Source organism: Mycobacterium asiaticum, assembly GCF_001673635.1.
Taxonomy (GTDB): domain Bacteria; phylum Actinomycetota; class Actinomycetes; order Mycobacteriales; family Mycobacteriaceae; genus Mycobacterium; species Mycobacterium asiaticum_C.
In genome coordinates, this window is sequence record NZ_LZMH01000037.1 from 131,727 (window position 1) to 153,304 (window position 21,578).

The 21,578-nt window shown below is 66.5% G+C and carries 16 protein-coding genes and 1 pseudogene; 5 read left to right on the forward strand and 12 right to left on the reverse strand.

Annotated features, from left to right (window positions below; all coding sequences use genetic code 11):
• Positions 1 to 7 precede the first annotated feature (7 nt).
• From A5645_RS10760 to A5645_RS10780, 5 genes and pseudogenes are all read left to right on the forward strand, one after another.
• Entirely contained in the window at positions 8 to 1,720 is a 1,713-nt protein-coding gene (locus A5645_RS10760) for a copper resistance CopC family protein (RefSeq protein WP_065129484.1), read from the forward strand.
• 119 nt (positions 1,721 to 1,839) lie between these two features.
• Positions 1,840 to 3,360, forward strand: coding sequence for a polysaccharide biosynthesis tyrosine autokinase (locus tag A5645_RS10765; RefSeq protein WP_065129485.1), 1,521 nt, complete (start codon positions 1,840 to 1,842; stop codon positions 3,358 to 3,360).
• Between the two features lie 32 nt (positions 3,361 to 3,392).
• Positions 3,393 to 4,823 (forward strand): O-antigen ligase family protein, encoded by a 1,431-nt coding sequence (locus tag A5645_RS10770; RefSeq protein ID WP_065129486.1) that lies wholly within the window; start codon positions 3,393 to 3,395, stop codon positions 4,821 to 4,823.
• Entirely contained in the window at positions 4,823 to 6,784 is a 1,962-nt protein-coding gene (locus A5645_RS10775; RefSeq protein ID WP_081288282.1) for an FkbM family methyltransferase, read from the forward strand. The genes A5645_RS10770 and A5645_RS10775 overlap by 1 nt, the downstream gene beginning before the upstream one ends.
• 95 nt (positions 6,785 to 6,879) lie before the next feature.
• Positions 6,880 to 8,206 (forward strand): annotated as a pseudogene (locus tag A5645_RS10780) (HNH endonuclease signature motif containing protein).
• A gap of 7 nt (positions 8,207 to 8,213) precedes the next feature.
• Here the strand turns inward: A5645_RS10780 and A5645_RS10785 are convergent.
• From A5645_RS10785 to A5645_RS10840, 12 genes are all read right to left on the reverse strand, one after another.
• Positions 8,214 to 9,293, reverse strand: a complete 1,080-nt coding sequence (locus tag A5645_RS10785; RefSeq protein WP_065129488.1) for a glycosyltransferase family 4 protein — start codon at positions 9,291 to 9,293, stop codon at positions 8,214 to 8,216.
• 2 nt (positions 9,294 to 9,295) lie between these two features.
• Entirely contained in the window at positions 9,296 to 10,402 is a 1,107-nt protein-coding gene (locus A5645_RS10790) for a class I SAM-dependent methyltransferase (RefSeq protein ID WP_065129489.1), read from the reverse strand.
• Positions 10,402 to 11,652 carry a class I SAM-dependent methyltransferase gene (locus A5645_RS10795; protein WP_065129490.1) on the reverse strand — a complete coding sequence of 417 codons (1,251 nt, stop codon included), beginning with the start codon at positions 11,650 to 11,652 and terminating at the stop codon, positions 10,402 to 10,404. Before A5645_RS10795 ends, A5645_RS10790 begins: the two co-directional genes overlap by 1 nt.
• A 53-nt stretch (positions 11,653 to 11,705) precedes the next feature.
• On the reverse strand, positions 11,706 to 13,721 hold the full coding sequence (locus A5645_RS10800) for a glycosyltransferase (RefSeq protein ID WP_065129491.1): 2,016 nt from the start codon (positions 13,719 to 13,721) through the stop codon (positions 11,706 to 11,708).
• Positions 13,718 to 15,190, reverse strand: coding sequence for a flippase (locus A5645_RS10805; RefSeq protein ID WP_065034838.1), 1,473 nt, complete (start codon positions 15,188 to 15,190; stop codon positions 13,718 to 13,720). Before A5645_RS10805 ends, A5645_RS10800 begins: the two co-directional genes overlap by 4 nt.
• A gap of 51 nt (positions 15,191 to 15,241) precedes the next feature.
• Positions 15,242 to 16,732, reverse strand: a complete 1,491-nt coding sequence (locus A5645_RS10810) for a sugar transferase (RefSeq protein ID WP_065034839.1) — start codon at positions 16,730 to 16,732, stop codon at positions 15,242 to 15,244.
• 17 nt (positions 16,733 to 16,749) lie between these two features.
• Positions 16,750 to 17,601, reverse strand: coding sequence for a WecB/TagA/CpsF family glycosyltransferase (locus A5645_RS10815; protein WP_253866932.1), 852 nt, complete (start codon positions 17,599 to 17,601; stop codon positions 16,750 to 16,752).
• 35 nt (positions 17,602 to 17,636) lie between these two features.
• Complete coding sequence (rfbC, locus tag A5645_RS10820; RefSeq protein WP_065129492.1) at positions 17,637 to 18,176, reverse strand: dTDP-4-dehydrorhamnose 3,5-epimerase; 540 nt, start codon at positions 18,174 to 18,176, stop codon at positions 17,637 to 17,639.
• Between the two features lie 90 nt (positions 18,177 to 18,266).
• Entirely contained in the window at positions 18,267 to 18,917 is a 651-nt protein-coding gene (locus A5645_RS10825; RefSeq protein ID WP_065034840.1) for a PIG-L deacetylase family protein, read from the reverse strand.
• Positions 18,914 to 19,711 (reverse strand): glycosyltransferase family protein, encoded by a 798-nt coding sequence (locus A5645_RS10830; protein WP_065129493.1) that lies wholly within the window; start codon positions 19,709 to 19,711, stop codon positions 18,914 to 18,916. Before A5645_RS10830 ends, A5645_RS10825 begins: the two co-directional genes overlap by 4 nt.
• A 313-nt stretch (positions 19,712 to 20,024) precedes the next feature.
• A complete protein-coding gene (locus A5645_RS10835) occupies positions 20,025 to 21,191 on the reverse strand; it encodes a PPE family protein (RefSeq protein WP_065034796.1) in 1,167 nt (388 codons plus the stop codon).
• A gap of 15 nt (positions 21,192 to 21,206) precedes the next feature.
• Positions 21,207 to 21,506, reverse strand: coding sequence for a PE family protein (locus A5645_RS10840; protein WP_065129494.1), 300 nt, complete (start codon positions 21,504 to 21,506; stop codon positions 21,207 to 21,209).
• Positions 21,507 to 21,578: the final 72 nt, after the last annotated feature.

Consider the following 21,578-nt stretch of genomic DNA (forward strand, 5'->3'; position numbering starts at 1 on the left):
AGTGAGAATGGCTCGAACAATCAGAAAAGTAACGTTGATCGTCGTTGCCTGCGCGACCGTGGTGGTCGCCGGGGCGGCACTGCTGATCGGCGGCTGCAGCCGCAACCACAACGATCCCGGCCCGCTGGCCGCGATGGTGAATCCGGCCATCCCGCCGGCCGCGCAGGAAATTCCCAACCCGTTGCGGGGGCAGTACGAAGACCTGATGGTGCCGCTCTTCCCGCAGGGCGCGCCCGCCCAGCAGCGGTATCCGGCGTGGCCGGCCTCCTACGACGCCAGCCTGCGGGTGACGTGGCGGCAGCTGCAGCCGGTCGATCCGGCGACCTTGCCCCCGGACGCTCCGGACGAGCAAAAGTACGACTTCAGCGTCATCGACGAGGCGCTGAACAAGATGGCAGAGCGCCGGATGCGGCTCACATTGCGGGTGCAGGCCTACAACTCCTGCTGCAACACGTCCTACCCCGACAACACCAACATCGAGATACCCGACTGGGAGCGCGCGCGGCCTGGCACCAGCACCAGTTATCCAGGCCCGCGAAACGGATCCGCTGCCGGGGTGACGCAGGTGGTGCCGAACTTCAACGAGCCCACCTATCTGAGCGACTTCAGTCAGTTGCTCGCCGCGCTGGGACGCCGCTACGACAACGACGAACGGCTCAGCATCTTCGAATTCTCCGGCTACGGCGACTTCAGCGAAAACCATCTCGCCTACCTGAAGGACGCGCTGGGCGCCCCGGGCCCGGCGCCGGAACAGAGCGAGGCCGCTTTGGGCTACTACAGCCAGTACGGCGACCAGAACATCACCAAATCGTCCATCCAGCAGCTGGTCGCGGCCAACGTCAACGCCTTCCCGCACACGCAGCTGGTGACCGCGCCGAACAACCCGGAGATCGTGCGGCAGTTGCTGTCGGACGACGTCACCAAGAAGCTGGCCGCACCGGTCGGTATCCGCTCGGACTGCCTCGGGGTGTATGCGCCGCTGCCGACGTGGGCCGAGTCGAGCGCGTCGCACTATGTGCAGACCCAGGACCCGCTCGTTGGCGCGTTGAAGGACCGGCTGGCGAAGGCGCCGGTGATCACCGAGTGGTGTCAGCTGCCCAAAGACACGACGCCGCAGCAGTACTACGACAAGGGCCTGCACGACGTCATCCGGTACCACGTGTCGATGACGTCCAGCATCAACTTCCCCGACCAGGACGCCACCTCGCCCATGGACCCGAAGCTGTACGTGCTGTGGGCGCAGGCCAACGCGACCGCCGGCTACCGGTACTCGGTGGAAGCCCGGCCGGGGTCGCAATCCCTGCAGGACAAGGTGGCCTCGATCGCGGTCACCTGGACCAACTACGGCGCCGCGGCCACCACCGAGAAGTGGGTCCCGGTTTATCGCCTGGTGGATTTCGCCGGACAGACGGTTCGAACGCTGCCCGCCTCCGTTGACCTGCGGGGTCTGGTGCCGGATTCGTCCGGTGACCGCAGCGCCGACCAGCCGCCACCGGCCTCGACGGCCGAAACGGTCCGCGTCGAGCTCAAAGGGTTGGCCCCGGGGCACTACACCTTGCGTGCCGCCGTCGAGTGGCAGCAGCACAAGCCCAACGGCGTACACGCGGTGACCTACCCGCCGATGCGGCTGGCCCGGGACGGACGGGACGACTCGGGCTTCTATCCGATCGCCACGCTCGATGTATCCCGCGCAGTTCTGACCACACCGGCCGCCTCCTGAAGAGGCGTTGCCACCGCTAAATCATTACATTAGTATGAAACTTGCGGTAGTCGCTATGCTATCGGTATGCGGGGGCAAATCGACGCTATGAGATGGCGTCCACTCAGGGGGGTTAGTGGATGGATTTCCGCACTTTTGTCCGGACGCTTCTGCTGCATTGGAAGCTGGTCCTGTGCGCGCTGCTGGCCTGTTTAGCCGGCGCCGCCGCCATTACTGCGTTCCAGACGAAGAGCTACGAGTCGTCGGCGACGGTGCTCATCTCGTTCACCGGTGAAACCGATCTCATGCAGGTCTACCAGGGCACCCAGGCCGCCCAGGAGCGGTTGTCGTCGTACGCGGCCATCGCCGGTGGGCACGCCGTGGCGGATCGCGCCGTGAACCAGTTCCATCTCCCGGTCTCCGCGGACGCCCTGGCCAGCCAGACCAAGGTCGCGTTCACCCCCAAGACGACCCTGTTCACCATCACCGTCACCGACACCGACCCGAAGCGCGCGGCGACGCTGGCGAAGGCCGTCGCCGACGAGTTCACCATGATGGTGGGCACGCTCGGCGGGAACCCGACCCCGCCGAACTCACCGGCCGCCACCCCGACAGTTCAGCCCCCTGCGACGCCGTCGCCCGCGGTGTCGGATGGCGAGCAGCCAGCGATCCAGCCGCAGGCCAGTGAGACCACGCTGCCCTCCGAGCCGCAGCCCGCGCCAACTGCGGTGCCGCAGACATCACCCTCGGGAGCGCCGCTGCCGATCGCCAAGGCCACGGTGGTCGAGCAACCCGGTATACCCGACAACCCGGTCAAGCCGGTACCCGTGCGCAACATGGCTATGGGGTTGGTTGCCGGCTTGCTGCTGGGTACCGGGGTGGCGCTGACTCGCGACGCCGCCGACCGCACGGTGCGCGACCGGGCGAAACTGGAAAGCCTGTCCGGCCTGCCGACGCTGGCCGAATTGCCCGGACACCGGGGCAATGCGCCGCGATTCGGCACCGATATCTCGTTCGACGACGCGGTGCGCGGCTTGCGCGCCCGCCTGCTGCGCGCGATGGGCGCCGGTGCGAACCGGGTGTTGCTGACCGCACCGTTCGGCGGCGAGGGCACCACGACGACCGCGATCAACCTGTCCCGGGCGTTCGCCGAGCTCGGTGAAGACGTACTGCTCATCGAGGGCGACACCCGGCGGCCGGTGATTGCCGGTCTGCTCAAAGTCGAATCGGGAGAAGGGCTTTCCAACGCGCTGGCCAATCCCGAGATCGCCACCGAAGCCACCAAGCCGACGTCGATTCCGAAGCTGTTCGTGCTCGCGGCGCGCTCGGTCCGCCGCGAGACACTGCCCACCAGCGCTTACCTGCCCGAGGTGCTGGACGCGGTACTCACCGATGTGGCACGGACTTTCGAGCGGACGGTGGTCGACGGGCCGCCGGTGCTGGCTACCGCGGATTCGGGATTGCTCGGCGGTGCGGTGGACGCGACGGTGTTGGTATTGCGGGCCGGTCGCACCACCGAGGATGAACTCGAGGACGCGCTGACGGCGCTGCGCGCGGCCGGCGCGAATGTGGTGGGTACCGTGCTGACCGATGCCCGGATTGCGCGGCATACCAGGGCCGCCACTCGGACGTACCGCGCCAAGGTGAGTGGGCCGGCGTGATTCGGTATCTGCGGAGTCGTCACCGTTTGGCGATGGCCGCAGTGGTATTGGCGGTCTTTTTGGCGGGATGCTTTGTGTACGGCGCACTCTCGGTGCGTAACACCACCCAGGGCATCCTGCTGGTCGGCCTGACGTTCTTCCTGATCGTGTACTGGGCCAAGCCGGAACTGATGATCGGGCTGGCGCTGTTCCTGGGGTGCGCAGCCCTGCCACAGGGTCTGCATGTCGGCAAAGTGATCGGCCCGGTGTCCATCTACGCCTCACACGTGGTCTTGGTGCTGGCCATCTGTTTCGTCCTGCCCGCGGTGCGGTTACGCATGTCTGAGTACCTGTTGCCGGGATTGTTTGCGGCTACGGTGCTTTACTTTGCTGCCGTTGGGTTTTCGACCGGGCACAATCCGGCAGTGGTAGTGCGCGAGGCGACCTTCCTGCTCGAGATGATCGCCGGTTTCGTGCTGGCGCTGGTAGTGGTCTACGGCGAGCACATCATGCTGTCGATTAACGCGATGGCCGTGACACTGTGGTTCTCGGCGGGCATGGCCATCCTGGGCTCCTCGGGCGGCGTCCGGCTGGCGGGCCGCACCGAAAGCCTGCAGATGGACACGGGGGATGCCGCGAACCGCGTCATCACCTCGACGCTGATACCGGCCATCGCCGTCTTGACCGCATTGGTCGCCGCCCAGATCGCCGGTCGCGTCAAGCCGGTCGCCTACCTCGCGCTCGGCTTGCCCGCCTTGGTCATTGCGGTGCTGGCGTTCTCGCGCAACACCATCATCTCGGTGGGCGTTGCCGCCGTCGTCGCCTTCTTCGCCAGCATGGGCTGGTCGGCCGTGCGGCGGGCCGCCCGACTGACCCTCACCGGGCTGGGCATCCTGGCGGTGACAATTCCCGGCGCGCTGTTCCTGCTGGGCGATTCGTCGGCCGGAGTGTGGCTGGCCAACCAAATCACCGGCTTCAGTCACCGGGTGCTCGGCCGGACATCCGGGGCGGCCTTGTCCGCCGACCCGTCGACCCTGGCCCGGTTTGCCGAGGACCGGCATCTCAACGAAGCGATCGAGGCAGCACCGATCTTCGGTCACGGTCTGGGTTACGCGTATCAACTGCCGTTCGGGGGTGATGACCCAAACGAATTCACCCAGACACTGGGAACCACCTACGCGCACAACTTCTACCTCTGGTGGCTCGCCAAGTCGGGCGCGGTCGGGATGACCGGGTTTGCGGTGTTCGCCCTCACCCCACTGGTGCGGGCCCTGCGCAGCGCTTCGGTACCGGCCAAGATCAGCGCGGCGGTCAGCACCGGATTGCTGGTGATGTGCATCATCGACCCGTTGCCCGAGGACCCCGCGAACGCGATGACACTGGGCATTGCGCTGGGATCGGCGCTGGCGTTCGCCACGCGGGAACGTCGTCGCGCCGAGATGGCGGAAATGCAAGAGGCCGAGCGCGAATTGGTGCCCGCCTAATGCCAGCGCGGTTGCGAGTTGTGGTGGTGGGCCCGGCGCCGGCCCAACCGGCCAGCCGAGGCGGCATGGCCACCGTCAGCAGCCTCATGGCCGCGCACCCCGACGAGCGGTTCGACATCGTGATGGTGCCGACGTATATCGAAGGCTCCCTTGGATATCGGCTCTGGGTCGGCGTCACCGGGATGTTGCGCGCGACTTGGCTGGTGTCGCGCAGGCGCGCGGACATCCTGCACGTTCACCTCGCGCATGGGGGGAGCGTACTGCGCAAGGCATTGCCGATGGCCGCGGCCCGCGTGGCGGCGGTTCCCACCGTGGTGCACGCCCACAGCTACGATTTCGGCGGCTGGTTCGACCGGCTGCCCGTGGTGTGGCAGCGGGTGGTGCGGCGCCTGTTGGTCGCCGACCGGTGGCTGGTGCTGGGGGCGCGCCACGTCGACGAGTACGCCAGCCGGTTGCGGCGGCCCGCCGACCGAATCAGTGTGCTGCACAATGCGGTTCCCATTCCATCTGACCCGGTTGTGCAGACGGATGTGGAATCGGTGCACGCGGTTTCGCTGGGTCGGCTGGGGGCGCGCAAGGGCAGCTACGACCTGATCGCAGCCGTCGCCGTGCTCGACGAGACCTTGCGGGACAGGCTGCGGCTAACGCTCGCCGGCGACGGAGAGGTGAATGAGGTGCGGGCGGCGGTCAGTGCGGCCGGCTTGGACCAGACCATATTCGTCGCGGGATGGCTGGATCCGGCCGCCAGGGACGAATTATTGGGTCAAGCAAAAATATTCGTTTTGCCCAGCTATGACGAGGGCCTGCCGATGGCGTTGCTGGAGGCGATGGCCTACGGGCTGGCGCCGGTGACGACGCTGGTGGGCAGTATCGGGGAGGCGATCACCGACCGGGAGACCGGTTTGGTGGTGCAACCCGGCCGCCCGGCGCAGATCGCCGAGGCGTTGACGGAATTGCTCAAAGACGACACCTTGCGTGCCGGCCTGGGCGCGGCCGCACGCAGCCGCGCCGGCGATTTCGGCTTGGACCGCTGGTATCGGCGATTGACGGACATCTGGATCGAGACAACACACGAGTCGGAAGGCGGCAGCGCTGTGACCACCAAAGATCGCCTGCTGCATAGCGAAGCGGCCAATTGGGCGGCGAAGTATGTGACCGTCCGCAATGTCGGCCGGGTGTTCGGCCGCACCGCGATGACCACGGCTACCGAGATGTTGTGGCGCCGCCGGCTGACTCAGGACCTGGCGATGTCGGTGGCCGACCACTGCACGCCCATTGGGGCGACGGTCGTCGACATCGGGGCAAGCTGGGGCTTGTTCACCTATCACCTGGCCCGCCGGGTCGGAAAGTCCGGGCAGCTCTACAGTTTCGAGCCTCATCCGGACAACGCCCCAATGCTGCGCAAGCTTGCCGATGCACGCTCGCAGGTGCGCTTTTACCAGGCCGCGGTCTCGGACGAGCCCGGGACTGCCCAACTGCTGGTGCCCGAACGGCGCAACCGCCAGGTGACCGCGCAGGGCAGCCTGTCGCACGGGTTCGACGGGCAGGGCGTCGAGGTGCGTCGGATCGACGTACCGACCGTTCGGCTCGACGACGTCCTACCCCCGGGCATTTCGGTGGATTTCGTCAAGATTGACGTCGAAGGCCACGAGATGGCAGTGCTGAGTGGGGGCGCGGAGATGTTCCGGCGTTGCCGGCCAACGATTTTGATCGAGATCGAGCAGCGTCATCTGGCGCGGCCGATCGGCGAGGTGTTCCGCCAGATCGAGGATCTCGGCTATCACCTGTTCTATGTCACCGAGTCGGCGTTACGGCCGATCGCCGATTTCGCCGTTGAGCGCGACCAGATGTCGATGGTCGACACGGATGATTTCCATCCCTTCGCCATGCCGCGGGGCTACGTGCACGATTTCTGCGCGGTGCGTTCGCCGGAATTGGTTGCGAGGTTTCTGGCTTCGTAGCCTTCGGCGTACTAGGCCCAACTGTGTTGCGCCTTGCGGTTTTTAGGCTTCGTAAGAAGCAAAAACTTGTCAGTGGTCCCGCATAGCATGTGGTTATGGTTTCGAGTTCGCGTGAGGAGATCGTGGAGGTCTTCGATGCGCTCGATGCCGAGTTGGATCGGTTGTGTGCGTTGTCGTTCGAGGTGTTCACCAATCCGGAGCGGTTGCGGGCCTTGCAGCGCTTGGAGCGGGTGAGTCGGCGGCTGCGGGTGCCCCAGCATGTGCTGATCAACGAACTCGGCGCCCAAGCCGGCACCGAAGAATTGGGCGGCACCCTGTCGTGCGCGTTGGCCGATCGGTTGCGGATCACCAAAGCCGAAGCCAGCCGCCGTATCGCCGACGCCGAGGATCTCGGTGAACGGCGCGCATTGACCGGGCAACCCTTGGCGCCGACGTTGAGCGCCACCGCACGCGCCCAGCGACAAGGATTGATCGGCGACGGACACATCAAAGTCATCCGCGACTTCTTGACCCACCTGCCCACCCACGTCGATGTGTTCACCCGCGAGGCCGCCGAGGCCGACCTAGCCGACCAAGGCGTGCCAGTACCGCCCCGAGCAGGTCGCCAAATACGCCCGCCGACTCATGGACCTGCTGCACCCCGACGGCGACTACACCGATGAGGACCGCGCCCGCAAACGCACGCTGATGCTGGGCAAGCAAGAGTTTGATGGCATGTCACGCCTGTCCGGGTTGATCACCCCGGAGTTGCGTGCGCTGATCGAAGCCATGCTCGCCAAACTCGCCGCCCCCGGCATGGCCAACCCCGCCGATGAGGCCAAGGCTGATGTCCGCAGCACCGGGCAACGCAATCACGACGCCCTGGCCGCCGCCATCCGAACCCTGTTCGCTTCCGAACAGCTGGGCCAGCACCGCGGGCTGCCGGTCACCGTGATCGTGACTACCACGCTTAAGGATCTCGAAGCCGGCACCGGCAAGGCCCGCACCAGCGGCGGCTCCCTCATCCCGATGGCCGACCTGATCCGCATGGCCGCCCAAGCACACCACTATTTGGCGGTCTTCGACGACGCCAAACCGCTGGCCCTCTACCACGCCAAGCGCTTCGCCAACCCCGCGCAGCGGCTCATGCTGCACGCGCTCGAGGGTGGCTGCACCCGCCCCGGCTGCGACCAACCGCCGTATCACACCGAGGTCCACCACGTCACCGGCTGGACCACCACCGGCCGCACCGACATCACCGACCTCACCCTCGCTTGTGGACCCGACAACAGACTGGCCGAAAAAGGATGGACCACCCGCAAAAACACCCGCGGCGCCACCGAATGGCTGCCACCGGCCCACCTCGACCACGGCCAACCACGAGTCAACACGTTCCATCACCCGGAAAAGCTGTTCGTGTCCGAGGACGATGACGAACCGTAGCCGGGGATCAACGGGCCGACGATGCGGCGATCGGTGCGGCATCGCCAGCCAGCACACCGTCGATCACTTCCAGCAGCCGTTCTGCTGCACGGTCGACGGAGAATTGCTGCGCGTAATGGCGCGCCGCATTGGCGCCATGGCGGGCCGCCCGGGCCGGGTCGGCGAGTTCGTCGAAAGTGGCTGCCAGGCCAGCGATGTCGTCGACGCCGATCGGGGCACACCCGGGCGGCTGGTATTCGGGTAGGCCGCCGATATTGGACACGATCGGCGTCACGCCCAGCTGCATCGACAACACCTGCACCCCGCTCTGCGAGGCGCGCCGGTAGTGCGCGACCGAACCCTTGGCTCGTGCCACGGTGGTCACTACTTCGTTGTACCGATACCGGCCCGAGCGCCAGCGGGTGTGGGGCGGCAGGCTCCCGGCATCCACCGACCCATCACCGATCAACACCAATTCATCGCCCTGCCAACCGGTCCCGTCGACGTGGCGTTGCCAGGCCCGCAGTACCACGTCCAGGTTCTTGTACGGGTTCAGCCGGCCCACCATGACGAAATCACGCCTGCTCTCGGCCGCGGCGGGCGGTGGAACCAGCGTGGGGTCCAGGTCACTGGTCAACGGCGCGACATGCACGGGTGTGCCCGCCACGTCCCGGCGATCGGCGATCCGTGCGGCGACATAGTCGCTGTAGGCGACGGTGGCCACCGAGCGGACACCCCAACGGTCGAATACCGCTAGTTCGTAGGACGGCCGCTGTTCGGCGGCGTCGTGGGGACGGTCGTCGTGCACCAGCTGAATCCGGGGTGCGCGGCCGGCCAGCGCGATCCAGCGCGGGTCGCGCACCAACTCGGTGACCACGACGTCGGGTCGGTACGCGCGGACGCGGCGCCAGGCGGCGAAGCTGTCCGGCCAGGTGGCAGCGGCGCGAAACCGTGGGTCGAGCACGACCTCATAGTCACGGGCGGTGTCGGATTCTGGATGCTGGTCAGAAGTGACGAGCAGCACCTCGGCGCCGAGGCGGCGCATCGCCTCGGCCTGCACGCGCGCCAGCGGCCGCAGCCATGGCGAAAGCCAGAGGACCCGCACCATGGTCACCCGTTTCCGCCGGGGCCGTAATCAACCCACCAGCGGCCCTCGAATTGGGGGTAGGCGCGGCGTACCTCGCCGAACAGGTCCGGCAGGGTCAGCAGCACGCGGTCCGGGTCGGCGGCAGTCAGCTGTTCGGGGGAGATGATCGGGACGTCGGTGCCCGGGATCCTGCGGCCCTGCTTGCCCGGCGAGGCGTCGGCGATCCCTGCCAACAGCTGCCGGTCCACTTTTGCGATGTTCAGCAAAGCTGGCACCCGCGAGCCAGCACCGTAACCGTAGACCGTGCGATGGGTATCCGCTTGCAGCACAAGCCAATCGCGCAGTTGCGCGGCGTGGCTGTCGACGGCGCGCTGCAGCCGCTGCAGCACGAGCGGATCAGTCACCCCGAAATGGCTTTCCCGGGACAAGATCTCCCGCACGCGCTCGTCCGGTGCCGCGTGGCCATGTACGGCGGCGACCAGAAAGGTCCCGGCGTACAGATCGAACTCCCAGGCGCTGACCACGCTCATCCCGACCGCGGCGAGCAGGTTGACCAGTGCCGTCATCGAGTAGTAGGCGAAGTGGCCGTGGCGCAAGGCAGTCCACTGTCCTTCGCTCACCATCGTCATCAGGGACGGGAATTGAATCAGCAACACGCCGTCGGGCGCGGTGACCTTCGCGCGCTGCTCAAAACCCGACCGCTGATGCGGATCGTGGGTGATGCCGAAACAGTCGAGCACCACGTCGGCGACTTCTCCAGCTCCGATGGCTTCGGAAAACCCGCGTTCAGCAAGCAGGGGTAGCCACGTCCCGCCGTGCGGGCTACCGAACTCGCGAACCGTGTTCCCGCGCAGCCAACCAGCTTCGGCGACTTGCCGCACGGCGTCGGCGGCCTGATCCCGCAACGCTTGTGGTTCGATGCCGCGCGGCTCCTCGGTCACCGTGTCGTCGTCGGCGAGTTGTGCCAGGCCACAACCAATGCACAGATCCATCGCCAGCGGATGCGCCGCTTCCTCGGGGCTGATCGGATCGCTCACCAACGGAAAGTGGTCGGCCGCCGGCGCTTTCCCCAGATCGAGCACGCGGTTCAATTCGGTGCCGCCGCAGCCCCGGCAGCCGCGGGCGGCCATCAGTGGACCGCCGCCGTCGACTTGGTTCTGCGCGCCATATGCAGGGTCGGCAGGGGATAAACGATCTGACCGCCCCACTCGCTGACGTAGCTGAGTTGCTCGGTCAGCTCGGATTCCAGGTTCCACGGCAGCACCAGCACCACATCCGGCCGGTCGCGGGCGATGACTTCCGGGTCGTGAATCGGTATCCGCGTGCCGGGTGTGAAATGCCCGTGCTTATAGGGGTTTCGGTCCACCGTGTACTCAAGGAGGTCACTGCGGATCCCGCAGTAGTTGAGTAAGGTGTTGCCCTTGCCGGGGGCGCCGTAACCCACGACGCGTTTCCCTTCCGCCTTGCATTTGAGCAGGAAGCGCAGCAGATCATGGCGCGCTTGCTCGGTGCGTTGGCGCAGCTTCAGGTAGCCCTCCGGACGATGTAACCCCGCCGCCGCTTCGATGCGAAGGATGTTGGTCACTCGCGCCGACGGGGCGCCGGCCACCTCGATCGGGCGGGCCCAGACCCGAATCGATCCGCCGTGGGTGGACAACAACTCCACATCGACGACGGCCAGGCCCGCGCTGGAGAGGGCGTTGATCGCCGAGTACACGGTGTAGTACTGGAAGTGCTCGTGGTAGATCGTGTCGAATTGTCCGAGGCTGACCAGGTTCAGGGCATGGTGCACTTCGATGCTCAGCCAGCCGTCGTCGGCGAGCAGGCCACGCAGCGACTGGGTGAAGCCCCGTAGGTCGGGTATGTGCGCGTATACGTTGTTGGCCACCACCAGGTTCGCCGGGCCGTGCTCGGCGCGCACCCGCTGCGCCACCTCCTGGTCGAGGAACTCCGACACGGTCGGCACCCCCCGATTGGCTGCTGCCGCACCGACATTCAGTGAAGGCTCGATGCCCAGGCAGGGGATGCCCCTGGTCACCGCGTGCTGCAGCAGGTAGCCGTCGTTGCTGGCGACCTCCACCACGAACGAGTCGGCTCCCAGCCCCAGGCGCTTGACGGCCTGCTCCACGAAGGTCTCCGCATGCCGAACCCAACTGTCGGAATACGAGGAGTAGTAGGCGTATTCGGTGAAGGTCTCCTCGGGTGTGATCAGCGCGGGTATCTGCAGCAGCAGGCAGTCCTCGCACAGCCGCAGGTGAAGCGGGTAAGTGGGCTCGGGCAAGTCGAGTTCCGCGGCGGCGAGGATTTTCTCGCAGGGTGGTGTGGCGCCCAGGTCCAAGACGCTGAGCATACGGTCGGAGTCGCATAAGCGGCAGATCATCTGGTTCTCGATTCGTAGTCGAAGGGTCGGTTTGGCGTGACTGGGCGGTGGTTTCACATCACCGCGCCGATCGCGTCGAGATAGGCATCGGTCATGGCTGTGACCGTGTAGTGCTTTTGCATCCGCTCGAACCCGCGGCGTCCGACCTGGGGCAGCCCGTCGGGGTCGGACAGGATCTCTGCCAGCCGACTTCGCCAGGCCGCCACGGAGACCGGTTGGACGACGAACCCGGCGTCGCCGAAATCCAGCATCTCCGGGACGGCGCAGATGCCCGATGCGGCAACAGGCACGCCGCGCGCCATGGCTTCCAGGATCACCAGCGGGAAAGCCTCCGAACGGCTTGGCACGCAGAGCAGATCGGCGTCGGCCAGCGCCGGACCGGGGCCGGGCGACCACCCGTGCCACCGGACTCGATCGCGCAGCGACTGCGGGGTGCGGGCTTCGAGCTTCGCGCGGTCCGGTCCGTCGCCGAAAATCGAGAGTCGCCAAGGCAGGTCGGTCAGACCGGCCAGCGCCTCGATCAGCAGGTCGGGGTTCTTGTGCTCGACGATGCGGGACAGCATCACCAGGTGCGGTGGCGCTTCGGCCACCCGCACGCGGTGCGGCGGTTCAGAAGTGCAGGCGACGCCATTGGGCGCCACGAAGGGTTGCCCGCTCAGCCGGTGATGCGGAGTCAGCATCTCCCAATGTCGTTGCGCCAGGACGATGACGCCGTCCGCACGGTGCATGGCTGCGGTCAGCGGCCGCGAATAGATGGGCCCGTCCTCGGCGGGCGGCACATGCGGGGCGACCAACCAGCGGCGGTCCCGGGATGCCGCTCGCCACAGCGTCGCGAACCCGGTTTCGGTGTTGGTGTCGCCGCTGATCAGCACGGCCGGCCCGTCCGGTAGATCCACCATGGGCGCCCACCACGGCTGGCGCACCACCCGCACGCTGTGCGGAATCTCCTTGATCAGCGGTCCGAACCGCTGCATGCACACGATGGTGACGGGATAACCGCGGCGATCCAGTTCGGCTGCCAACAACGCCTTCTGCCGTTCCGCGCCCCCGTAGACCAGACGATTGGTGGTGATCACGATCGGTGGCTTGTCGGTGCGACGCGCTGCGATGGCGCGGTTGCGCACCGCACGTTTGGATCGCTGCACGCGGTCCAGCAGGGCGGTGCCGGCCAGGTAGGCATCGGCGTGATGCACGCTGTCGCGCCGTTCCAGCAGCAGGGCGATGTTGGCGCGCAACAGATCCCGGTTACGGAACCGTTCGACGGTGGAGACCTCTGCGCCGTGCGCCGAGACCGGATCGCCGGCGCTCTGAGCGGGGGCGGGGTTGCCGTGGTCGACGTCGAGTTCGTCGGCGAGCAGAATGCGCCAGCCCGCCGCGGTTGCCCGCTCCTGCCAATCGGTTTCCTCACCGTAGAGGAAGAACTCCTCGTCGAAACCGCCGATCTGGTTCCACGCCTCGCGTTTGATGGCCAGACAGATCCCGGCCACGTACCCGTCGATGCTTTCGGATTCGGCTGGCTGCCGGCGATACAGGTGTGAGATCGGTGTTCCCCGCAGGCGGTCGGAGTAGCCGGCGGCGGCAACCAGTGCGCGGGTCAGGGTGCGGCGACGAGTGGCGATATCCCACCGCTGCGGCCCGGGCGCCCCGATGTCCTGGATCAGCGGTGACACGGCCGCCACGCCGGGCCGGTGCAACAGTTGCCGGGTCCGCGTCAGCGGTCCCTTCAGCCGCGTATCGGCGTTGAGCAGCAGCAGGTCGGTATCGGCGGGGGTGTGGGCCACCAGCGCGTTGAAAGCTCCGCCGAAACCCAGGTTCACCGGTCCCAGCACCCAGTGCACATCCGGGTGACGCGCGGCCAGCTCCTGCCGTCCGGGGTACGTATCGCCGCTGTTCTCGTAGACGTAGACCGGCAGTTCGGGCGCGTGTTCGGCGAGACTGGTCAGGCACTGCTCCACCAGGTCATGGCTTTTGTAGGTCACGATCAGCGCCGAGAGCGGACGCTCGAGGCCCGGCGGAACCGGCTCGGCCGTTGGGGGTTTCAGATACGCGCGATCCAACCCGGTTGTCATGGCATCACCTGTCTTCCGAACAGCGAAGTCAACATCGACCATTTGACCGGGCCGATCACCATGTTGACGGCCAGATACGTGGTCGCGGCGGCGGCCAGCACGAGCACCACGTGGGCACCCGTCAACAGCAACACCACCCCGGCGCTGGCTGCGGTCGGCGCCAGCAAGCGCAGCAGGAACTTCACCGGGGTGTGGTAGCCGCAGCGGCTGCGCAGTCGCCAGCTGGCCAGCGTCATGCCGAACAGCTCGGTGCACACCAGGGCGATGCCGGCGCCGACGGCACCGAACCGGTTGTCCAGAGCCAGGTTCAGTACCACATTGACGACCAGCGTGGCCACGAACAATCGGAAGAAGAATCGCTGTTCGTGGCTGGCGAACAAGCCTTGGCCCAGGGTTCCGGTGACGAACCGCAGGGACGCGGCGACGAGCAGCAGCGCCAGTGTCGGTGCGCCGCGACTCACGAAGTCGCGGTCGCCGAACAGATGGATAAGCGGTGCGGCCAGCATCGAGCCCACCACGGCGACCGGGAGGGCAACGAAGAACATCAATTCCACACTGCGGCGCAAGAATCCGACGTAGGCATCGATATCGCGGGAGTAGAGCCCGGTGGCCGTGGACAGCGTCGATTTCTGGAAGAACACCGACAACGCTTCGGTATTGAATGCGATGGTGTAGGCGAGCCCGTAGACGCCCACCTCGGCGTGGGCGCTCAGCAGCGACAGGATCACGCCGTCGGCGCGCCAGTAAAGGATTCCCAGCACCGCTACGCCCATGAGCGGCAGGCTTTCCCGCAGCAAGTTCAAGGATTCGCCCGCTGAAAAGACGGGACGCAGCTTGATGTGGCGTGCCGCGGCCGCACCCTGGATCAGCAACTGCACGACGGGTGGGATGAGTTGCGCGACCGCGAACCAGATTACGTCTTCGCGCGTTGCCACCAGCCAACTGACCATGGCCAGGGTTCCCAGCCGGCCCGCGACGTCGGAGATGGCCACCGCGGCGAAGCGGACCGTGGACAAGAAGACCGGCTCGAACCGGGTCCGCATCGTCAGCATCAGCAGCTGCCCGGACAACACCACCAACATCACGCGAACGTCGGCGTCGCGATAGATGAGCCACCCGGTGGCGGCCGCGATGACCGCCAACGGTACGCAATACATCAGGGACAAGCCACTATTGACCCGGACCAGCCGCTCCAGCTCGCCGCGCCCTGAGGTGACACGCCGCACGATCACGGTGCTGATGCCGAGGTCGGTCATGCTGGTCCACATGCCGATGAAGGCCACTGCCACCATGAGCTGGCCGTAGCGGCCCGGCCCCAGGTAGCGGGCGGTCATCGCCACCGATACCACCGAGGCCAGCATCCCCAGTGCACGGCAGATCAACTGGATCGAGAACGCGTGCGCGATCCGCGCCTGTGGCACGTCGGCCTCGGGCGGATGCCCCGCCGAGGGTTGCGGGGCCTCGGAGATCCCGGCCACCCCAGCATCCCCAGCAGCCTCGGTCACGGCGCCGCCGTTCATCTAGTACGCCCCATCGCTGGCCAACACCGCTTTGAGGGTGCGGGCAATGATCACGAGATCGCCTGCCATAGACCAGTTGTCGACGTATGACAGGTCAAGCCGGACCGAGTCCTCCCAGGACAGGTCGGATCGGCCGCTCACCTGCCACAGGCCGGTGACCCCCGGCTTGACCAGCAACCGCCGCTTCACCTCACCGTCGTAGTTCTCCACTTCCCGCCGCAGCGGCGGTCGCGGGCCCACCACACTCATGTCCCGCTTGAGTACGTTGATGAACTGCGGCAGCTCGTCGATGCTGTAGCGGCGCAGGATCCGGCCGACCGGTGTGACTCGAGGATCCCGGTGAATCTTGAACAGCATGCCGGCGCCCTGGTTAAGCGGCAGCAGGCTTTCGATTTGCTGGTCGGCGTCCTCGACCATGGTGCGGAACTTCAGCATGGTGAAAGGTTGACCGTCCAAACCGATCCGCTCGGCGCGATAGAAGATCGGTCCCTTGCTGGTCATCCTGATCGCGGCGGCGGCGGCGAAGAGTAGCGGCGCCGTCACGACGAGGGCGAACAGCGCGAAGCAGAAGTCGAACGCCCGCTTCTGAATGCGTTGCGTACCCTCGTATTGCGGCTTGTCGACGTGCAGCAGCGGAAACCCCGCGATGGGCCGCATGGTCAACCGGGCGCCGGCGACGTCCATGACGCCCGGCGACACCACCAGGTCGACGTCGAGGGTCTCGAGTTGCCACATCAGCTCGCGGATGCCGTGCACGCCGAAATGTTCGGTACGCGTCACGGCGACGGTGTCGGCGCCGCACTCCTCGAGGGCCGCCACCGCGCTGGTCTCGTCACCGAGGATCGGGATCTCGCGGTCCTGAACGGTGAGGGTCTCACCGCGCCGGGGCCCGTAGCCGGGGATGCACACGCCGACGACGACATATCCGTCTTTCGGGCTGCGGATCAGCTCGTAGGCCAGGTGAGCGACTCCGGATCGATCCCCGATAGCCAGGACCATCGTCTGGTAGGCGCCCTGTGCACGCCTGTGCCACACGTACTTTCGCCACAGGTTGCGACTGGCCAGCAGGCCCAGGGTGCCCACCGGAAGCGCGACTGCGAGGTAGCCGCGGGCCAGTTCGATCTTGGCGAGCAGGGTGACCATCGCGATGATGCCGAATACGGAGAACGATGCGCTCGCGATGCGTCGGTACTCGTCGATGCCGGCGCCGATGATGCGGGGCGATCGAGTGTGGAACACCGATATCGACGACAGCCACAGCACCGCGAACAGGCAGGAGAACAGCGTCATCACCGGGCCCGGATAGCCGGACATATTGGGCGTGTCGCCGAACCGGACCAATTGCGCGAGCATGATTGCCGCACAGACGATTATCGAGTCGGTAATCCGTAGCCGTGCGGAATACTGCTGCTGCCAGCGTTGAATGGTGCCGCTGCCCGGACTGCGGACGGCGGGTGACAGGCCGGTGTGGGCGTGCAGTGTGGCTGTCATGCTGGCCGCTCCCTCGCTCATGCTGACACCGCTTCGCTTGCGGTGCCTGAGGTTTCGACATGACTCCGGATGCCCGCACCGGTGTAGTAGGCACCGGGGTAACAGATCAGCTGTGCGCGTGCGGCGCGTAGCAGCGCCAGGGGGCCCTGCAACAGATAGCGCCGGGCGAGCCGGTGCGGTTCGCGGGTGAGCCGGTAAAACCACTCCAGTCCGCTGCGCTGCATCCAGCTTGGCGCCCGGCGGGTCATGCCGGCCAGAAAGTCGATGGCGCCACCCGACGGCAGGAAGACCCGTGCACCCGTCGCGTGCCCGTACCGGTCGACCCACAACTCTTGGCGCGGCTTGCCCAGGCTCACCACAAGGATATCGGTGCGCGCCGCGCGGATCGCCGAACACAGGGATTCAGAACGAAATTCGACATCATCCGGCGCAGGCGCCCACATTCCCGAGACTGTCAGTGCGGGATACCGTTCCCCGAGGTGGCGGGACAGCAGCTGATGAGTTCGGCTACTGCCGCCGAAGAATCCGACCCGCTGGTTGTTCGCCTCGGCCAGTGTCAGTACCGCGGGAAGCAGGTCGGCTCCGGTGACCCGAGGCCACGGCTTGGAGGTCAGCAGCTGACCCCGCCATGCGATCGGCATCCCGTCGGCCAGCAGTAGCCATTCCAGCATGCCGCTGGGAGCGGCACCCGCAGTTCGGAAGTGGTGCAGGTGATCGAGGTTGACCGATCCCACCGCCAGACCGCGTTCCGAACCGGAACTGAGGTGGGAATCGATCAGCGCCAACACCTCGCCGGTGTCACAACGCTCAACGATGCTGCCGCTGACGACCATGCGGACGGCGGCTGCGGGCAGCGTGTCGTGGGCCATGTCGACTCACCCGAGACGTTCTTCGCCGCTGCTGATCATGATGCCTCGCCCGTCAAAAGTGGCCAGCTGGCGTCCTTTTCGGAGATGACCGTGACCGGCAGCGGCCACTCGATGCCGAATATCGGCTCATTCCAGCGGAAGTTCTCTTCACTGTCCGGCTGATAGGGCCCGCTGATCTGATAGAGGATCTCGGTGTCGTCCGTCAGTGTCTGGAAGCCGTGCGCCACGTAAGGCGGCAAGAACAGGGCGCGGCGGTTGTCGGCACTGAGCTCCACCATCACGTGCTTGCCATATGTCGGTGATTCCGGCCGAACGTCCACGGCGACGTCGGCAATGGCGCCGCGGATGCAGCGCACCAGCTTGGCCTCCGCGTGCGGTGGCACCTGGCGGTGCAGGCCGCGCACCGTGCCGCGGGTTTGGTTGAAGCAGATGCTGGTCTGTGCGACTTCGGGAATCAGCCCGTGCTGGGCGAATTCGGCGGCGCAGAAAACCCGGCTGAAAAACCCGCGGTGGTCCCGGTGCGGTTCGATGTCGATGATCGTTACGCCCGCGACTTGCGTGGGTGTGTATTTCATGCGGATCCCCCTGTTATCCCCTCTAGAAATTCGCATTCGACTGCGATTGGACATTGCGCTACGGGCTTGAGTCGCAGGCGATCTGACTCATTACCGGCTTTTCCGCCACACCAGCTTTTCCACCACAAAGGCCTCGGCATACCGTGACCTGCTCTGCACGCCCCGGACCCGCATCAGGCCCAGGAACGTCTCCTCGTCGAACCAGTCCCGTCCGGTCTGAGAGGGGTAGCACTGTCCGAGGATCCTTGCCTTGCGGTGCGCCGCCTCATCCGGGATCGGTACGTACAGTGTGGGATTGGGCAAATCGGACTCCCACTTGAGGATTTCGTACCCCAGCACCAGATGCGCGCGGAACTCGGTCGGGATGAGCTTGCCGAGCAGGCGATGGTCCTGGTGGTAGTCGTGGCGCTGCGGGCCGATCACCAGGTCGGGTTCACAACCGCGGCGAAATTCGGCGAGTTGTCGCTTGACCGCGCCCCAATGCTCGGGCAGGCGCCCGTCCGGTAGATCGGCCACGGTCAACCGCACGTCCGCCTGGGGGAAGTACGCCGCGAAGGCGCCCTTCTCCTCGATCTCGCGTTCGGTCCCGGCGCCGGTCATCACCAGCGCGTGGATGACGACGTCGGGGCGTTCGCCCGCGATCTGCGCCAGCGTCGCGCCGGCGCCGATCAGGATGTCGTCACAGTGAGCACCAATGACGGCGACCGACTTGATGTCGTCGCCGAAGGTCAGCGGGTTCATGCCGGCTGCGCGGTTTGCTGTGCTGCTTCCCAGGTTGCCCACGGGCGGATGCCCCGGTTGTAGTCGGCGTCGAGTTCGGCGCGCTCCTTGAAGGTGTCGGCCGGCTTCCAGAAGCCGTGGTGCTCATAGCCCAGCAGCCGTCCGGTACCGGCCAGCGCCATGCAGGCGTCGCCGACCAGGTCGCCGTTTTCCGGGATCAGGTCGATCACGTCCTGGCGCAGCACGAAGTAACCGCCGTTGACCCAGATGGGGAACTTGGCGATCGGGGCGATCTCCTTGATGTCGCCGTCTGACCCGACGTCGACGCAGTGGAACGAGGACTGTGGCGGCACCACGAGCATCGACGCGGCGGCGCCGCTGGCGTGAAACCGCTCGATCATGGTGTCCAGCGGCGCGTCGGTCAGCACGTCGGCGTAGTTGGCCAGGAAGTATTCGTCGTCGCCGAGGTACTTGCGCACTCGGCGCAGTCGCTCGCCGATCGGCGATTCGAGGCCGGTGTCGACGAAGGTGACGGTCCAGTCGGACATGTCGGAGTCCAGCAACTCGACTTCGCCACCCCTCATGACGAAGTCGTTGGACTCGGTTTCGCGATAGTTGACGAAGAATTCCTTGACCAGCGCCTGCCCGTAGCCGAGGCAGAGGATGAACTCCTTGTGCCCGTAGTGCGCGTAGTAGCGCATCACATGCCACAGCAGCGGTCGTGGGCCGACCATCTGCAGTGGTTTGGGTACCAGGTCGCCGTCGGCGCTGCGCATCCGCATGCCGTATCCGCCGCAAAAAAGTACGACCTTCATTGCAAGCCCCCCTTTAGGCCGAACACAATTTGTCGCTTCCCCCGGGCGAACGGTCGATCGGCGGTTTCCCGAGCCGCCGGCCGAGCCAGAAACTCGCTCTTTGCCCATCACCCATTATACGTACTAGACGTATGGAAGCAAGTTAAAATGATGACTGTAAGTATGCAACGTGACGGTAAGCCGGTCGCGCCGGCATTTCCGGGTCCACGGTGACGTGCCGCGGCTGGTGGACGCGTTGATCCAATGCACGCCAACTGCTGCCCACGCGCCTTGCGCTGGACCTTGCGTACCTGAAGGGCGCCATCGGCCCAGCTCAGACGGTGCCGTATCCGGCCGACGGCGGCTGGGCCATCACCGTGGGAACCATGCCGTAGCGAGGGCCCGGGCCGGGGCCCTGGCTCGCCACGCCGCGCGGCATTCCGCCCACCAAGCCAGGCGGCAAACCAGCCACGCCATTGCCACCTGCGCCTGGCAGCGCGGAACTGATGCCGGTGAGGTGGGCCGTGGGGATCACGCTGGTCCAGGTCGCCGGGACCGACAACGAACCCAAACTGGCCGCTTGACCCATCGCGCCGAGCACACCTGCGCCGGCCGCCTCAGCGCCGCTGGCGGCTGCACCGGCGGCCGCCTCGGCGGCGCCGACGGCGGCCTCGGCAGCCTGCTGGGCTGCGGTTGCCGCCATGCCTTGCATGGTCTGAGCGATGCTCAACAGGCTGCTCAGTGCAAATAGCGGCATAGTAGCGATGTTCATGTAGTTGGCCACGTCCCCGGTGGACGAACCAAACGGAATCGCGGTCGCGGCCGCCGTCGGTGCGCCGGTCAGCGAGGCCGGTGTCGACATGCCCCGCAGCGCCGTGGGCAGCGAGTTGACCAGCGAAGCCAGCTTCGACTGCGTCGCCGCGGCCTCGCCCGTGGCTTGCGACACCGCCGCGGCCTGCGCGGCAGTGCCCGCGGGGTTGGTGACCTGGGGTGGCGCCTGGAACGGCGTCAGCGCCGAGGCCGACGCGGAACCCGCGGCATAGCCGTACATCGCCGCGGCATCCTGGGCCCACATCTCGCTGTAGTGGGCCTCGATCGCGGCGATCGCGGGCGAGTTCTGGCCGAAGAAGTTCGTTGCCACCATCGTCGCCAGCAACACCCTGTTGGCCGCGACCACCCCGGGCGGCACCGTCATCGCGTATGCCGCTTCATAGGCAGCGACGGCGGCCCTGGCCTGGGCTGCGGCCTCCTCCGCCTGGGCGGCCGTGGCGCTCATCCAGACCGCATATGGCGTGGCCGCCGACACCGCGGAAATCGCCGCTGGTCCCAGCCATGGCCCGCTGGTCAGGCCGGCGATCACGGCGTCATATGCCGACGCCGCCGCTCGCAGTTCGGTAGCCAGCCCGTCCCACGCGAAGGAGGCATCGATCAGCGGGCCGGCGCCCGCGCCGCTGTACATCCGCGCAGAGTTGATCTCTGGTGGTAATGCGCCGAAATCCATCGCAGGCTCCGCCCGTCATCCAGCCGTAGCCGCGTTGGCGGCCTCGGTGGCGGCATAGGACCCCGCGCTGACGCGCATGACCTCGACGAACATCTCGTGGATCGCCGCGGCCTGAGCGCTGACGGCCTGATAGAGCTGGCCATGAGCGGCGAACTGCAAGGCGGTGAGCGCGGAGACCTCGTCCGCGGCAGCCGGCGCAACAACGGTCGTCGGAACCGCTGCTGCGGCGCTGCCGGCGCCGACCGAAATCCCGATGCCCTGCAAAGTGTTGGCTGATGTAGCTAATGCTTCTGGCTGAGTGATGACAAACGACATGGAGCCTCCCCCTACCCGAACGACTGCCTGTCGGGTGCCACGGTCCCCATTTGAGCCGGAGGTGGTGGGTGC